At 45.8% G+C, this 720-nt stretch carries 1 pseudogene; it reads right to left on the bottom strand.

The annotated features are described in order from the left end of the window. Window positions 1–456: 456 nt before the first annotated feature. Window positions 457–720, bottom strand: a pseudogene (locus tag R7190_RS27370) (Bcr/CflA family drug resistance efflux transporter); the annotation flags it as partial.

Consider the following 720-nt stretch of genomic DNA (forward strand, 5'->3'; position numbering starts at 1 on the left):
CAACCGGGGCTTGAGTTTGCTGAGCAACGATCTGTGATTGGGAATATTGAGTCATGGTTGGAGTTCCTTGATTGCTGCATCCGGCGATAAGCGCGACCGATACGGCCAACGTAGTTAAAGTGAAACGCATCTGTTTATCCTTATATTTTATACCTAAGTTGCCTCATCCTGAGGGCATGGACTTTGGTTTCATTGAGAGTTTTCAGGCTGGTCACGCTTTTGTTTTAGAGAGCAGAGATGTGGTTCGAGAAGTGAATACTCTCACCATTTCTGAACGGCTCATTGTTGTGACCTGTTGGCTTGAAAACGCATTGTGTAAGCAACTGTTATTTTTAACAAATATCACTTCTAAAGTTAAATCATTCTCATCAATAAATAGAGGGAGTGTGATATGAAAAAAGGGACACACTATTTCGTGTGTCCCTTTTCAATGTTTTGGTCAGATTGAAATGTCGGTTAAATGACTTGTGGCATTTCGTTTGAGTGATCGTGCGCTCTGTGTACCCACAATAGGCCAAGCATCGCGACAATTGACATTGCCATCATCAAAACACCAAGCGGCATTTGGTTATGCGCTGGGAATAGCGATGCAAGCAAGGTTGCAATACCGGCGCCCAAGTTCTGCATACCACCCAGAGTCGCACCAGCTGTCCCCGCGTGGTAAGGGAACGGAGCAATTGCGCCTGTTGTTGCCGCAGGGAACAGAATGCCCGCACCTAG

The sequence above is a fragment of the Vibrio sp. 1078-1 genome (assembly GCF_033340475.1).